This window comes from Polaribacter sp. BAL334 (assembly GCF_015767435.1).
In the GTDB taxonomy this organism is placed as follows: domain Bacteria; phylum Bacteroidota; class Bacteroidia; order Flavobacteriales; family Flavobacteriaceae; genus Polaribacter.
In genome coordinates this window covers 148,318-162,028 of record NZ_JADWOV010000271.1, presented here as the reverse complement: position 1 = coordinate 162,028, position 13,711 = coordinate 148,318, and the positions used below count along the sequence as shown (strand labels likewise).

At 31.9% G+C, this 13,711-nt stretch carries 15 protein-coding genes; 3 read left to right on the top strand and 12 right to left on the bottom strand.

What is annotated here, in order from left to right; translation table 11 throughout:
- The first annotated feature begins 68 nt into the window (after nucleotides 1-68).
- The 3 genes from IU405_RS07190 (at nucleotide 69) to IU405_RS07180 (ending at nucleotide 4,355) form a co-directional block, all read left to right on the top strand.
- Nucleotides 69-1,613, top strand: a complete 1,545-nt coding sequence (locus tag IU405_RS07190; RefSeq protein WP_197437930.1) for an aldehyde dehydrogenase family protein — start codon at nucleotides 69-71, stop codon at nucleotides 1,611-1,613.
- Between the two features lie 84 nt (nucleotides 1,614-1,697).
- Entirely contained in the window at nucleotides 1,698-3,068 is a 1,371-nt protein-coding gene (locus tag IU405_RS07185) for a DUF1800 family protein (RefSeq protein ID WP_197437929.1), read from the top strand.
- Nucleotides 3,069-3,164: 96 nt separating this feature from the next.
- Nucleotides 3,165-4,355, top strand: a complete 1,191-nt coding sequence (locus IU405_RS07180; protein WP_197437928.1) for a DUF1501 domain-containing protein — start codon at nucleotides 3,165-3,167, stop codon at nucleotides 4,353-4,355.
- A 2-nt stretch (nucleotides 4,356-4,357) separates the two neighbouring features.
- On the opposite strand, the gene IU405_RS07175 is transcribed toward IU405_RS07180, so the two are convergent.
- From IU405_RS07175 to IU405_RS07125, 12 genes are all read right to left on the bottom strand, one after another.
- Nucleotides 4,358-5,491 carry an ATP-binding protein gene (locus IU405_RS07175; protein ID WP_197437927.1) on the bottom strand — a complete coding sequence of 378 codons (1,134 nt, stop codon included), beginning with the start codon at nucleotides 5,489-5,491 and terminating at the stop codon, nucleotides 4,358-4,360.
- Between the two features lie 180 nt (nucleotides 5,492-5,671).
- A complete protein-coding gene (locus IU405_RS07170) occupies nucleotides 5,672-6,424 on the bottom strand; it encodes an SDR family NAD(P)-dependent oxidoreductase (RefSeq protein WP_197437926.1) in 753 nt (250 codons plus the stop codon).
- Nucleotides 6,425-6,599: 175 nt separating this feature from the next.
- Nucleotides 6,600-7,532 carry a hypothetical protein gene (locus tag IU405_RS07165; protein WP_197437925.1) on the bottom strand — a complete coding sequence of 311 codons (933 nt, stop codon included), beginning with the start codon at nucleotides 7,530-7,532 and terminating at the stop codon, nucleotides 6,600-6,602.
- A gap of 96 nt (nucleotides 7,533-7,628) precedes the next feature.
- Complete coding sequence (atpG, locus tag IU405_RS07160) at nucleotides 7,629-8,495, bottom strand: ATP synthase F1 subunit gamma (protein WP_197437924.1); 867 nt, start codon at nucleotides 8,493-8,495, stop codon at nucleotides 7,629-7,631.
- A gap of 69 nt (nucleotides 8,496-8,564) precedes the next feature.
- Nucleotides 8,565-10,142, bottom strand: a complete 1,578-nt coding sequence (gene atpA / locus IU405_RS07155) for a F0F1 ATP synthase subunit alpha (RefSeq protein ID WP_197437923.1) — start codon at nucleotides 10,140-10,142, stop codon at nucleotides 8,565-8,567.
- Between the two features lie 22 nt (nucleotides 10,143-10,164).
- Nucleotides 10,165-10,722, bottom strand: a complete 558-nt coding sequence (gene atpH / locus IU405_RS07150; protein ID WP_197437922.1) for an ATP synthase F1 subunit delta — start codon at nucleotides 10,720-10,722, stop codon at nucleotides 10,165-10,167.
- A 7-nt stretch (nucleotides 10,723-10,729) separates the two neighbouring features.
- Nucleotides 10,730-11,230 carry a F0F1 ATP synthase subunit B gene (locus IU405_RS07145; RefSeq protein ID WP_197437921.1) on the bottom strand — a complete coding sequence of 167 codons (501 nt, stop codon included), beginning with the start codon at nucleotides 11,228-11,230 and terminating at the stop codon, nucleotides 10,730-10,732.
- Nucleotides 11,231-11,327: 97 nt separating this feature from the next.
- On the bottom strand, nucleotides 11,328-11,516 hold the full coding sequence (gene atpE, locus IU405_RS07140; protein ID WP_013993139.1) for an ATP synthase F0 subunit C: 189 nt from the start codon (nucleotides 11,514-11,516) through the stop codon (nucleotides 11,328-11,330).
- A 36-nt stretch (nucleotides 11,517-11,552) separates the two neighbouring features.
- Nucleotides 11,553-12,689 carry a F0F1 ATP synthase subunit A gene (atpB, locus tag IU405_RS07135; RefSeq protein ID WP_197437920.1) on the bottom strand — a complete coding sequence of 379 codons (1,137 nt, stop codon included), beginning with the start codon at nucleotides 12,687-12,689 and terminating at the stop codon, nucleotides 11,553-11,555.
- 79 nt (nucleotides 12,690-12,768) lie between these two features.
- Nucleotides 12,769-13,158 (bottom strand): DUF6168 family protein, encoded by a 390-nt coding sequence (locus IU405_RS15670; protein ID WP_231749587.1) that lies wholly within the window; start codon nucleotides 13,156-13,158, stop codon nucleotides 12,769-12,771.
- The gene (locus IU405_RS07130; protein WP_197437919.1) at nucleotides 13,151-13,369 is read right to left on the bottom strand and encodes an AtpZ/AtpI family protein; all 219 of its coding nucleotides are present in this window, start codon (nucleotides 13,367-13,369) and stop codon (nucleotides 13,151-13,153) included. Before IU405_RS07130 ends, IU405_RS15670 begins: the two co-directional genes overlap by 8 nt.
- Nucleotides 13,332-13,706, bottom strand: a complete 375-nt coding sequence (locus IU405_RS07125; RefSeq protein WP_197437918.1) for a polymer-forming cytoskeletal protein — start codon at nucleotides 13,704-13,706, stop codon at nucleotides 13,332-13,334. Before IU405_RS07125 ends, IU405_RS07130 begins: the two co-directional genes overlap by 38 nt.
- Between the last annotated feature and the right edge of the window lie 5 nt (nucleotides 13,707-13,711).

Genomic DNA, 13,711 nt, shown 5'->3' with positions numbered 1-13,711 from the left:
ATTTATTTATGTGTAAAAGATTTTGTAATTTCGGACTTAAAAGTAAACAACATAAATTGAATCACAAAATGACAAATTTTGACAAGACAGAAATGCTACAAGAGCTTGGCTTAAAATCCATAAACCAAGGAACTTCAACAGGAAAAAATTCTTTTTCTTCAAGCAATGAAACCATTGAAAGTTATTCACCAGTAGATGGTTTATTGATTGGAAAAGTAAGCTTTACCAGCAAAGAAGATTATGAAAAAGTAATGATTTCAGCTTCTGAAGCATTTATATATTGGAGAAAAAAACCGGCTCCATTTAGAGGTGAAATTGTGCGTCAATTTGGACAAAAATTACGATTGAAAAAAGAAGTTTTAGGGAAATTGGTATCCTATGAAATGGGAAAATCGTATCAAGAAGGTTTGGGCGAAGTGCAAGAAATGATTGATATCTGTGATTTTGCAGTAGGTTTGTCACGCCAATTGCATGGTTTCACCATGCATTCTGAGCGTCCAGGACACAGAATGTATGAACAATATCATCCCTTAGGAATTGTTGGAATTATTTCAGCTTTTAATTTTCCTGTGGCTGTTTGGGCTTGGAATACAGCTTTGGCTTGGATTTGTGGAGATGTTTGCGTTTGGAAACCAAGTGAAAAAACACCTTTGTGTGGCATTGCTTGTCAACAAATTATTGCAGAAGTTTTAGCCGAAAATAATTTACCTGAAGGAATTTCTTGTTTGATAAATGGCGATTATAAAGTTGGTGAATTCATGACAAAAGACATTCGAATTCCGTTGATTTCTGCAACAGGAAGCACTAGAATGGGAAAAATTGTTGCTAAAGAAGTTGCAGGACGTTTAGGAAAATCTTTGTTAGAATTAGGAGGAAACAACGCCATCATTGTAACGCCAGATGCTGATATAAAAATGACCGTAATTGGGGCTGTTTTTGGTGCAGTTGGGACAGCAGGACAACGTTGCACATCCACTAGAAGATTGATTATTCATGAATCAATTTATGACAAAGTAAAAGATGCTGTTGTGAAAGCGTATGGACAATTAAAAATTGGAAATCCTTTAGATGAAAAAAATCATGTAGGTCCTTTGATTGATATTGCTGCTGTAAAAATGTACGAAAATGCGCTATTAAAAGTAGTTGCTGAAGGAGGAAAAATTCTTGTGGAAGGTGGAGTTTTATGTGGAGAAGGGTTTGAAAGTGGCTGTTATGTAAAACCTGCCATTGCCGCAGCTGAAAATTCCTTTGAAATTGTGCAACACGAAACTTTTGCGCCTATCTTATATTTGATAAAATATTCAGGTGATGTGATGAATGCTATTGACATTCAAAACGGAGTTGCACAAGGTTTGTCATCTGCAATTATGACCAATAATTTGCGTGAAGCAGAAGCCTTTTTATCTGTAAATGGTTCAGATTGTGGTATTGCAAATGTAAATATTGGCACTTCAGGGGCTGAAATTGGTGGTGCTTTTGGAGGCGAAAAAGAAACTGGTGGTGGACGAGAATCTGGCTCTGATGCTTGGAAAGTGTATATGCGAAGACAGACAAATACCATCAATTATACTACTGAATTGCCTTTGGCACAAGGAATTAAATTTGATTTGTAAATGCTTTGTTTACTGTAAAAAATGAAATCATCCATACTTTTATGGATGATTTAAACGTTTTACAATTTTTACAGTCTAAGCATCATGAAAACAAAACAACTTCAACATTTATTTTTAAGAGCGGGGTTTGGAATTACCCCTCAACTTGTCAATGATTTGTCAAAAAAAAATAAAAAAAAAGTTGTTGATTTTTTATTCTCTACTACCACATTTCAACCGCTAGAAATCGATCTTTCTGAACTTTCTATTTACACTCAAGAATATCAAAAAAACAAAACTTTTTCGATGGAATTTCAGCGAAAAAGTAATGAGAAAATTAGAGAGTACAATAAAATTTGGATTGAACGACTAGCAAATTCTGATACGCTTTTAAGAGAAAAAATGACCTTGTTTTGGGCAAATCATTTTGTGTGCAAAAATCAGAATATCTATTTTGTTCAGCAATATAATAATACATTGAGAAAAAATGCATTGGGAAATTTTGGAGATTTTGTAAAAGAAATTTCTAAAGAACCTGCTATGTTGAACTATTTGAACTCAAGACAAAACAGAAAAAAACAACCCAATGAAAATTTCGCAAGAGAACTCATGGAACTTTTTACATTGGGCGTTGGAAATTATTCTGAAAATGATGTCAAAGAAAGTGCACGAGCTTTTACGGGTTATAACCATAATTTTAATGGCGAATTTGTAATTGGAAAATATCATCATGATGAAGGTTTAAAAACTTTCTTCGGAGAAACAGGTAATTTTTCAGGTGATGACATCATTGATATTATTTTAAAACAACAACAATGTGCTCGTTTTATCTGCGAAAAAATATATCGATATTTCGTAAATGATAAAGTAAACGAAAAGCATTTGGATGAATTAACAGCCGTTTTTTACAAAGATTACAATATCGAAAAACTGATGAAATTCTTGTTTTTGAAAGATTGGTTTTATGATGCAGAAAATATCGGAACTAAAATTAAATCACCCATTGAACTATTGGTAGGTATGCAAAAAATGGTTCCTTTTTCGTTTCAGAATACCAAAGATGTTCAAAAAATTCAACGCTTATTAGGTCAAGTACTTTTAGATCCTCCAAATGTTGCAGGCTGGAAAGGTGGCAGAAATTGGATTGACAGCAATACCATCATTTTACGATTGAAATTGCCTTCTATTTTATTGTCAAATGCTGAAATTTCAATCAAAGAAAAAGGAGAATTTGAGGATTCGTTTGACAAATATCACGCGTCAAATAAAAATCAAAAAGACTTTGCGAAAGTAACTGTTGATTGGGATTTTTTTGAGGATAGTTTTAAAAATATTTCCTTTGATCAGATGAAATCACTCTTTTTAATCACAGCTCCCAATGAAGGCACAGAAACGTATTTAGATCATCTTTCAAAAAGTTCAAAAAAAGAATTTTGCATACAATTAATGTCATTACCTGAATATCAAATTTGTTAATATGAAATCGACAATAAAAAAAAGTTTGCGTAAACAAACACCATTGAATAAAAAGTCGATTTCATATGTGACCGATAAAAAATATAATTTGCACATATGAAAAGAAGAGACTTTTTAAGACAATCTACACTAGCAAGTGGCTTATTTTTTATTCCAGGATTTTTAAAAGCTTTTGAAAATATTTCACCAAAAAGCTTTGGTTATAAGCGTTTGGTAATGATTCAATTAGCAGGAGGAAATGATGGTTTGAATACGATTGTTCCATTTACAAATGACGATTATTATAGAAGCAGACCAAAAATTGCCTTAGCAAAAAATGATGTGATTCCTGTTTCAGATTCGTTAGGATTTCATGCAAGTTTATTGCCTTTGAAAAACTTATATGATCAAGGAAATTTAACGGTCATCAACAATGTTGGGTATCCAAATCCTGATCGTTCGCATTTTAGAGCCACAGATATTTGGCAAACTGCCAGTAATTCTAATCAATATTGGCAAACTGGTTGGGTTGGAAGATATTTAGATGCACATGGCTCAAATGCTTACAATGCCATCGAAATTGATGATAGTTTGTCATTGCTGATGAAAGGAGAAAATATCAACGGAATTGCCACTCAAAACCCTACAAATTTATTCAAATTATCACAAGATCCGTATTTTAAAAATGTCCTAAATCACTATAATGATGAGCATTTGAGTGAGCACAATTTAGGATATTTATACAAAACAATGATTGATGCAAAATCATCCTCAAAATACATTTTTGAGAAAAATAAAATTGCTTCAAATAACGCAGAATACCCAAATAATCAATTCGCAAATCAATTAAAAACAACTGCAAAATTGATCAATTCTGGCTTGGAGACCAAAGTGTTTTTCTCTTCTTTGGGCGGTTTTGATACGCATGCAAATCAATTGAATTCGCAAAAAAGATTGCTCGAAATTTATGCAACAAGTATTGAAGCATTTGTGAATGACTTAAAAAAGCAAGGAACATTTAATGACACATTGATTGTTACTTTCTCCGAATTTGGAAGACGAGTAAAAGAAAATGCTGGAAATGGAACAGATCATGGAGCTGCAAGCAACGTTTTTATCATCGGAAATCAGCTAAAAAAACAAGGTTTTTACAATGAATTGGCAAGTTTATCTGATTTAGATTCTAATGGAGATTTGAAATATACTGTGGATTTTAGGACCATTTATGCAAGTATTTTAAAATCATGGCTGGAAGTGAATGATGAACGAATTTTACAACAAAAATTTGATTCTTTGGATTTTTTATAAATCTAACTATACTTCACTTTTCTAAGAATTCGTAAGGTATCTTTGTAAATTTCGTAGATTTCTTCACTATGATTTTTCAAAAATATTTTGGCCTCATTGAGTTTGTCAATCGCTTCGTGAAATAAGTTCAAATAGCAAATTAAATACGTTGCAGGTAAATTTTTCAAGTCCAATTCTTCCGTTTTTGTAAGTGTTAACCCTTTTTTTAGTTTTTCTAAAATGGTATTGTTCGCATTGTAAATATGATGCAACACTTTCTTGTCAAATTGTGGCGGTTCAAATAATAATTTTGAATCTATAGTATAATTGGTATTGTTGCTAAAATCGATAATTGTTTCTTCTAATTGGTAATATTTAAAGGAATTTTGAAGCCCTAAATGCACATATTCAATAATTTTAAACTGATGTTCTGTGATTTCAATAGAAACTTCATCGAGCTTTGAAAAGAACAAACGTACTTGCTCATTGATCAATTCTATATCCACTCTCGAATAAAAAGTTTCTTGTTTTACTACCTTTTTCTGTCCTGACCAACACAAAACAAAATATTCCTTAAACACCTTATATTGAGGATTATAATCCTTTCGTTTTCGCATAAAATCAAATACACCATCCAAGGTAAGTTGAATGTTGTTTTGAGAATTATTTTCAATAGCTGCAACAATTGCTGAATTGACATCTTTTATTTTGATATCAAAAACTTTGGGCATACTAATGCTTCCATCTCTAAAAAATACAGAACCACCATAATATTTCCAAATGTTTTTTTTGAGTGATGTCAAGCCTTCATTAGGCCTAATGGTTACCAAACCAACTACTTTATCTTCATTCAAATGCGGAAAAGGAATATTTTCGTATTGAACAATTGGAGGATTTGTCAAATAGGCATTTATCAAATTTTGGATTTTGCTGTCATCAAAAAAATCAACACCAACAATCGAATTATCTTCATCCTCAACTCCAATTACGATGTAAGAATTGTTCTTAGGATTGCTATTAGAAAGTGCGCAAATGTGTTTTAAAAACTTGGCTTTTCCTTCTTTTTCACCGATTTCAATTTTACGCTTTTTGTCATAAAAACTATTCTCATCATTGTGAGAAATTAGGTTTTTAATCAAAAGTCGCTTGTTAATCACTTTGGAATTGATTATTGTTTATTACTATTTTTTATTGGGGTTCGTTAATCATATTTTGATCCTTTTTTTTCAGAAGTTTTTAGATAATTGATAAATTTGGACAATTGGTCTATCAAATTATTTGCATCTAAATCTAGCTTCATAAAAAGTTCTTTTGAAATATGTAATCAATATCAATAATTAATTATTCTTTTTTATAACTCCTGCACTTGCTTGCGCTGTTGGATACACCACTAAATCTTCAATATTTACATGATAAGGTCTTGAAACCACAAAGTAAATAATATCAGCAACATCAGCCGCTTGTAAAGGTTTAAATCCAGCATAAACGGATTTTGCTTTTTCTTTATCGCCCTTAAAACGAACTTCTGAAAACTCGGTTTCAACCATTCCTGGATGAATTGCAGAAACGCGAATGTTATAATCATTCAAATCCAATCTCATGGATTTATTCAGCGCATTTACAGCAAATTTAGAGGCACAATATACATTTCCATTTTTATAAACATCTTTTCCAGCTGTGGAACCAATATTGACAATAAAACCATCATTTTGAGCAATCATCTGTGGAATAATTGCTTTGGTAACATATAACAATCCTTTTACATTGATATCAAGCATGGCATCCCAATCATATATATTTCCATCTTGTATGGTTGATAATCCATGAGCATTTCCTGCATTATTGATGAGAATATCAATTTTTTTGAAACTTTCTGGCAATGATGCTATGGCTTCAGCAACTTGTTTTCTCTTGGAAACATCGAATTTTAAAGTTGTTACTTCTGTAAAATCGCTTAAAAATACTTTGAGTTTATCCAATCTTTTTCCTCTTCTTCCGCAAAGAATTAATCGAATTTTATTTTTCGCAAATAACTCTGCTGTTGCTTTTCCAATGCCTGATGTTGCTCCTGTGATGAGTGCCGTTTTCATGAATGTTTATGGATTTTTTGTTTATTTAAAATTAGTAAAACTTCTCATTTTTATGGATTTTTCAGGGGTAAATTTTACACCAATTATTAACAAAGAAAAAACCGTCCATTGCTGAACGGTTTCTCTTTCAATTGGCTATTGAGAAATAGCCAACCAAAAATCAACTAACCAAACTTTATTTTAAAAATTTTCTCTCTTTAATTTCTCTTTTAATAATTGTACGTTTTCTGTCATCATTCCTTACGGTTTCAGGAGCATCTTTAACAGATTTTTCACTTTTTAAATATGGTGTAAATCCTCTGCCTTTAAAATCGTATCTGGTATTTGAATCTATGTGGAAAAGACGAATGTTACTATCATTTGTAACGGTTAATTCAAACTCTTCAATATCTCCACCACCATAATTTAATGTTAAAATCTTTAAATTTTGAAAACCTGCAACATCAAAAACTTGATAACTTCCTTCAAAATCCCATAATACATTGTCAATATTTGTGCCAAATGAATCCTGAGAACTATAAAATGTTGTTATATTTTGTGGAGTAAATTGTAAATAATTTTCATTATCAAAAGCATTTGGTGTTCCTCCTGTTGTATTTATTTTTTCCCAAGCTTTATATTCTTGTAAAAAATATTCGATGTTTTCGTAAAATAATTGATCATAATCAAAATTATTGATCAAATATCCAATCAAAAAATACGTAACATTTTGTCTGCGATTGTATAATTGAATTTCATTATTTGAGCGAACAAAAACTTCAAAATCATTATAGCCATCAATGGTGTGAACAGTTTCTAAAAATCCATTGTAAGTGTTATAATTCCCTACTCTGATTCCTAAACCATTTCCTGTTCTGCCAATATTTACAATATTATTATTGGCATACATTGTTCCGTTTAAAAAAGACAGTGTAAAAGCTATAGAAACAAAAGGAATATCGCCATTTCCAGTGGTTCTATGAATATCTACATACCAAACATCATAGTTAGAAACAACTTCCTCTAAACTTGGCTGATAATTATCAAAAGAATCGTCATAAAACGTTGTACAAGCATTGAAAATGAAACTTGTACTTAATAGTATAAAAAGTAGTTTTAAAGTTCTCATAAGCCAATCATTTTAGGTTATGAAAAAGACATTTCAAATTGTATGCCAAAAAAAAAGCGAACCAAATTGGTTCGCTTATATGTAGCTATTTTTTAATTAACTTTTCAATGCTTCTGCACCTCCAACTATTTCTAATATTTCGTTGGTAATAGAAGCTTGTCTAGCTTTGTTATAGGTTAACAATAATTCGTCTCTTAAATCTTTTGCATTGTCAGTGGCTTTGTGCATTGCTGTCATTCTTGCTCCATGTTCAGAGGCAAAACTATCTCTCAACGCTTTGTATAATTGCGTTTTCAATGCTTTTGGAATCAACGCTTCTACGATTTCCTCTTTAGAAGGTTCAAAAATATAATCAGAATTGGTCGTTGAAGTTGCTGAAACTTCTACTGGCTTTATCGGCAAATATTGTTCAACTTGAGCAATTTGAGTAGCTGCGTTTTTGAATTGATTATACACCAATTCAATTTTATCATAGCTTCCATCAACGTACATTTCCATCAATTTTTCTGCAATAACCGAAACATTATTGAACGTTAAATCATCAAAAATATCATTCCTTTTTTCAATGATATTGTATGTCTTTCCTAAAACATCTCCCCCTTTTTTACCGATTGTAAACAAATCAACAGAAACATTTTTGTATTTTTCTTTGATAGTTCTAATCGTTTCTTTAGTGATGGATGAATTAAAACCTCCACACAAACCTCTATTGGAAGTAATTACTACTAAAAGCACTTTTGAAACTTCTCTTTGAGATGCAAAAGCTCCTCCAGAATCTCCATCTAAAGTTGCACTTAAATTTTGCAACAATTCCGTTAATTTTGATGAGTAAGGTCTCATCGCAATAATTGCATCTTGCGCTTTTTTAAGTTTTGCAGCAGAAACCATCTTCATTGCAGAAGTAATCTGCATTGTAGATTTGATAGAGGTAATTCTGTTACGTATTTCTTTTAAATTTGCCATTTCTGAGTTGTTAGTTATTAGTTTTTAGCTTCTAGAGCTAATGTCTAAAAGCTAAAACTAACGTCTATTTTATGCAAAATGTTTTGAAATTTCAGCTGCAGCTGCTTCTAAAACAGCGATTGCTTCGTTTGATAAATTTCCTGATTTTAAAACGTCTAACACATCTCTGTGTTTTGCATTCAAATAATCGATATAATCTCTTTCAAACTTTTTTACTTTATTTACAGGCACATCTCTCAACAAGTTTTTTGAACCTGCATAGATAATTGCAATTTGATCTTCAACAGCATACGGATCATTTTGAGCTTGTTTCAAAATTTCCACATTACGTTGTCCTTTAGAAATTACGCTCATTGTAGCAGCATCTAAATCAGATCCAAACTTTGCAAACGCTTCTAATTCACGGTATTGTGCTTGGTCTAATTTTAATGTTCCTGATACTTTTTTCATCGATTTAATCTGCGCATTTCCTCCAACACGTGATACAGAAATACCTACGTTAATTGCAGGACGAACACCTGAGTTGAATAAATCTCCGTCTAAGAAAATTTGTCCATCAGTAATCGAAATTACGTTTGTTGGGATGTATGCAGAAACGTCACCTGCTTGTGTTTCAATGATTGGCAATGCAGTTAATGAACCTCCACCTTTTACAATTTCTTTCAAAGAATCTGGCAAATCATTCATTTCACTCGCAATTTTATCATCGTTGATGATTTTTGCAGCACGCTCTAACAATCTTGAGTGTAAGTAAAAAACGTCCCCTGGATATGCCTCACGTCCTGGTGGTCTTCTCAATAATAATGAAATTTCACGGTAAGCTACAGCTTGTTTTGATAAATCATCATAAATAATCAAAGCTGGTCTTCCAGAATCTCTAAAATATTCTCCAATTGCTGCACCAGCAAAAGGCGCATATACTTGCATTGCTGCAGGATCTGAAGCATTTGCAGCTACAATTGTAGTGTATGCCAACGCTCCTTTTTCTTCTAACATGTTTGCGATTGCAGCAACAGTTGACGCTTTTTGACCAATGGCAACATAAATACAATATACTGGTTTTCCAGCATCAAAAAATTCTTTTTGATTTAAAATAGTATCAATAGCAACTGTTGATTTTCCAGTTTGACGGTCTCCAATAATCAACTCACGTTGACCTCTTCCTACAGGAATCATTGCGTCAATAGATTTGATACCAGTTTGTAAAGGTTCTGTTACTGGCTCTCTAAAAATAACTCCAGGTGCTCTTCTTTCTAAAGGCATTTCATAGGTTTTTCCTGAAATTGGTCCTTTACCATCAATAGGATTTCCTAAAGTGTCAACAACTCTTCCTACAATACCTTCTCCTACTTTTAGAGCTGCAATTCTTTCAGTACGTTTTACGATAGAACCCTCTTTGATTGATGTGGAAGCTCCTAATAAAACCACCCCAGCATTGTCTTCTTCAAGGTTTAAAACGATTCCTTCCAAACCGTTTTCGAACTCAACAAGTTCTCCATATTGCACATTTGAAAGCCCGTAAACACGTGCAATTCCATCACCTACTTGTAAAACTGACCCAACTTCGTTTAAAGAAGCTTGCACTTTAAAGTTAGTAAGTTGTTCTTTTAAAATTGCTGATACTTCAGCTGGTTTAATACTTGCCATCTTTTATGATTTGATGTAATAATTAAATTTTTGGAATGTAATGACTGTTGTCAAACTCTTTTTTCAATTTATTCAAATGGTTGGAAATGCTTGCATCATATTGCAAATCTCCAACTCGTAATATAAATCCTCCTAAAATAGCAGGATTTACAATATTTTCTATTGAAGCATCATGTCCTGTAAGTTTCAAAATCTTAGCCAACACTTGGTCTTCTAATTCTTTAGTAATGGGAACTGCAGTGGTTACTTTTGCAATTTCAATACTTTTTAAATAATCGTAAATGATTGTATATTGTTTTGCTACAGGATATAAAATATCCAAACGCTTATTTTCTAACAATAAATGAAAAACACCTAGCGTCAATTCATTCACTTTGTTTTCAAACAACGTATTTAAAACTTTTTGTTTTGCAGCTGCTTTGATGATTGGGCTTCTCAACATGACGTTTAAATCATGATTTTCTGAAATTGTGGAAGCAACCAATTGCATATCTTCATTAACTTTAGTTTCAATTTTTGAATCTTTTGCTAAATCTAAAATTGCTTTTGCATAGCGCAATGCTGCTCTTGAATCTTTCATCCTTGAATTAATTTAAAGTAACGTCTTTTAATAAACCTTCAACCAATTCTAATTGATCTTTTTTAGAAGACAATTCTTTTTTAATCACAGATTCTGCAATTCCTATTGACAATTCAGCAACATTCTTTTTGATTTCAGCCAAAGCAGATTGTTTTTCGTGTTCAATAGATGCTTGTGCTTTTTCAATCAAACTTGCAGTAACTTCTTTGGCATCTTCTTTTGCATCAGCAATCATTTTATCTCTGATTTCTCTTGCTTCTTTCATCATTGCATCTCTTTCTGCTCTTGCTTCTTTGATTAATTTTTCATTATCAGCTTGCAAATTTTGCATTTCTTTACGTGCATTTTCAGCAGCTGCTAAAGCATTTTCAATTCCAGATTCTCTTTCTTCCAAAGAATTTAAAATTGGTTTCCATGCAAATTTTACCATCAAAGCGATTAATGCCAATAACAAAATAGTTACTACTGCAAATAACCCTGGAGAAAAATCGTTTAATAAAGTTTCCATTTTATGAATGAATTATTTTATTTTTTAATGTTTGATTTTTTTAAAATAGGTTCTGTAACCAACCGTTACAGAACGCTATTTTTTGTTTTGATTTGGATTATTTTCCTAAGAATAATGCACCAAATGCTAACCCTTCTAATAATGCAGCAATAATAATCATCGCTGTTTGGATTTTTCCAGTTGCTTCTGGTTGACGAGCAATACCTTCCATTGCTTTACCACCAATTTGACCTAATCCAATACCTGCTCCGATTACGATTAATCCTGCTCCAATTAAATTGTACATAATAAATGTATTTATAAAAAATTAAACAAATTTGTATTAATGATGCTCAGCATGATCTTCTACTGCCATACCAATAAATAATGCTGAAAGCATTGTAAAGATATACGCTTGTAAAAAAGCAACTAAAACCTCAATTAATGTTATAAAAAATGATAATACCAATGACAATCCTGTTGCACCAACAATCCCTAATGATTGTTTTAGTGTAAACATAATTGCGATTAAGCTCATTACCACAATGTGACCTGCTGAAATGTTTGCGAATAAACGCACTAATAATGAAAATGGTTTGATTAATAAAGCTCCTGCCAATTCAATAATTGCCAATACTGGACGAATTAATACAGGCACTCCAGGCATCCAAATCATGTGCATCCAATAGCCTTTTGTACCACTTACAGAATAAATGACCAATGTAAAAATCGCCAAACATGCTGTTACTGCTAATTGCCCTGTTACGTTGAATCCTAATGGAGTCAAACCTGCTAAATTTAACAACCAAATGAAAAAGAAAACAGTTAATAAATACCCTGTAAATCTTCTATAATGTTTTTCACCAATATTTGGTCTAGCAATTTCATCACGAACATAAATGACCAAAGGCTCTAAAACTCTTGCAAAACCTGTAGGGATTTTTTGAGTTTTGTACTGTCTTGCCAAACGTGAAAACCAAAATAATAGTAAAAGTCCAATCAATAAAACACCAACTACACTTTTCGTAATTGAAAAATCCAATACTTTGTGAGCATTTGTTGCATGATGCGTTTCATCAAAAGTTACCTCTGAAGCACCTTTGTCTAATTCGTAAATTTTTGAGTGAATTTTAGCAAATTTAAAACCGCCTTTTTCAACAATTTCATGACCATCATCATTGTGATGAAATTCCGAAGACATAAAGGTAACTAAACCTTCACTTGTCCATAAAATAATTGGCAAAGGAAAACCAACGTGTTTTCTTTCACCTTCATCAGAAGTGTAAGAAAATAAAGAAAAATCGTGCGAATCTTTTATGTGATGTAAAATATAAGCTTCTACTTCTTCTTTCGTATTTACACGACCTCCGTCATTTTGATCGTCTTGGTTTTTTTCTGAAATAGCTGCAAAATTTACAGATGTAAAAAGGGCTACTGCAACTATTAAGATAAATTTGATTGATTTTTGTGCAATCTTCATTGTAAAAATACGCTTTCTAAATTCGGCGCAAAGGTAAGTAATAAATCAAAAAAACAAATCTTTTTTTTAGTTTTATTGCCTATACTTTTTTCTTCAAGATTTTTGCGATAAAAAAAGCCTCTGTTAATAAAAAAAGAATCATTGGAATGAAGAGTGAAACTCTTGATGAAAATGGTAAATTTTCTGAGGTAAATAAAGGATTGTAGAAGACAATACAAAAAATAACAATTTTTAAAAAAATAGAAATCAAGTAGATAAAACCCAATTGTGGAAAGATTTTATCAACAGTGGAAAAAAAGGTAAAATGAGCACAAATCAACCAGGAAAATCCGAAGTGAAATAGGTACACTTTTTTGAGCGAAAAAACCGTTTCAATGGTCGCATTTTTTAAAATAAATTCATGCAAATGAAATGCTGTAAAAAAGAGTGCAAAAAAGACCAAAAACTGAAAAATAAGTTGCTTAGTCATTGAGTTTATTTGCTTGTTTGATAAGTGAAAACATGGCTAAAAAAATCGCTAAAAGTGTAATGGTTTCTGTTAAAAAAGTGAGTTGAAATTTAGCATCCAACCATTTTCCTAACAAAAAACCTAGATAAATGGTCAATCCCATTTGAAGTCCAGCTCCTGAAAGTTGTAATGCTTTATTTAAAGGTTTTTTTGAATAATTTTGATTTTTCATTCTCCTTTTTTTGAACTTTTGCAGTGCCAGTCATAATACAAGATGCATTGAAAGTTGCGCCAGGTTCAATTGATAATTTTCCCACAACAACATCTCCCGAAATTTTTGCAATGGTTTTGACCGTTAAAATTTTTTCAACCTTTAAATTTCCCGAAAATTCGCCTTCAATATCTGCATTTGATGCCTCAACATCTCCTTTTACAACAGCCTCTGCAGCAATAATTACTCTTCCTTTTGTTTTCAAAGAACCTTCTAAAACGCCGTCAATTCTAAAATCTCCTTCAGCTTTTATATCGCCAATAATGGTAGTGTTTTTTGATATCACATTTCTTTCCATGATGT

What these genes read in the sequence shown, in the direction of transcription:
- atpG (WP_197437924.1), bottom strand. Translation starts at nt 8,495, where the DNA reads ATGGCAAATTTAAAAGAAATACGTAACAGAATTACCTCTATCAAATCT.
- atpA (WP_197437923.1), bottom strand. Translation starts at nt 10,142, where the DNA reads ATGGCAAGTATTAAACCAGCTGAAGTATCAGCAATTTTAAAAGAACAA.
- atpB (WP_197437920.1), bottom strand. Translation starts at nt 12,689, where the DNA reads ATGAAGATTGCACAAAAATCAATCAAATTTATCTTAATAGTTGCAGTA.
- IU405_RS07130 (WP_197437919.1), bottom strand. Translation starts at nt 13,369, where the DNA reads ATGAAAAATCAAAATTATTCAAAAAAACCTTTAAATAAAGCATTACAA.
- IU405_RS07170 (WP_197437926.1), bottom strand. Translation starts at nt 6,424, where the DNA reads ATGAAAACGGCACTCATCACAGGAGCAACATCAGGCATTGGAAAAGCA.
- IU405_RS07190 (WP_197437930.1), top strand. Translation starts at nt 69, where the DNA reads ATGACAAATTTTGACAAGACAGAAATGCTACAAGAGCTTGGCTTAAAA.
- IU405_RS07125 (WP_197437918.1), bottom strand. Translation starts at nt 13,706, where the DNA reads ATGGAAAGAAATGTGATATCAAAAAACACTACCATTATTGGCGATATA.
- atpE (WP_013993139.1), bottom strand. Translation starts at nt 11,516, where the DNA reads ATGTACAATTTAATTGGAGCAGGATTAATCGTAATCGGAGCAGGTATT.
- atpH (WP_197437922.1), bottom strand. Translation starts at nt 10,722, where the DNA reads ATGAAAGATTCAAGAGCAGCATTGCGCTATGCAAAAGCAATTTTAGAT.
- IU405_RS07145 (WP_197437921.1), bottom strand. Translation starts at nt 11,230, where the DNA reads ATGGAAACTTTATTAAACGATTTTTCTCCAGGGTTATTTGCAGTAGTA.
- IU405_RS07165 (WP_197437925.1), bottom strand. Translation starts at nt 7,532, where the DNA reads ATGAGAACTTTAAAACTACTTTTTATACTATTAAGTACAAGTTTCATT.
- IU405_RS15670 (WP_231749587.1), bottom strand. Translation starts at nt 13,158, where the DNA reads ATGACTAAGCAACTTATTTTTCAGTTTTTGGTCTTTTTTGCACTCTTT.
- IU405_RS07180 (WP_197437928.1), top strand. Translation starts at nt 3,165, where the DNA reads ATGAAAAGAAGAGACTTTTTAAGACAATCTACACTAGCAAGTGGCTTA.
- IU405_RS07185 (WP_197437929.1), top strand. Translation starts at nt 1,698, where the DNA reads ATGAAAACAAAACAACTTCAACATTTATTTTTAAGAGCGGGGTTTGGA.